The organism is Archangium violaceum Cb vi76, assembly GCF_000733295.1.
In the GTDB taxonomy this organism is placed as follows: domain Bacteria; phylum Myxococcota; class Myxococcia; order Myxococcales; family Myxococcaceae; genus Archangium; species Archangium violaceum.
This window is the reverse complement of record NZ_JPMI01000398.1, coordinates 1-240: the sequence shown is the minus strand read 5'-3', so window position 1 is coordinate 240 and position 240 is coordinate 1. Positions and strand designations below refer to the sequence as shown.

At 65.4% G+C, this 240-nt stretch carries 1 protein-coding gene; it reads left to right on the top strand.

The features are described 5' to 3' along the window. Positions 1-240, top strand: a 240-nt coding sequence (locus Q664_RS49095; protein ID WP_152622807.1) for a HAMP domain-containing protein, incomplete at both ends; no start/stop codon positions are given.

Here is a 240-nt window from a genome sequence, read left to right as displayed (position 1 = left end):
CGGCGGTCAGGCCCGGGTGGAGGGGGTCGCCGGTACGTGGAAGGACCTCACGGACAACGTGAACTCCATGGCCAGCGGCCTCACCGCCCAGGTGCGCGACATCGCCAAGGTCGCCACCGCGGTGGCCAATGGTGACCTCGGCCAGAAGATCACCGTGGACGTGCGCGGGGAGATCCTCGAGCTGAAGAACACCATCAACAAGATGGTGGACAACCTCAACACCTTCTCCGGCGAGGTGAC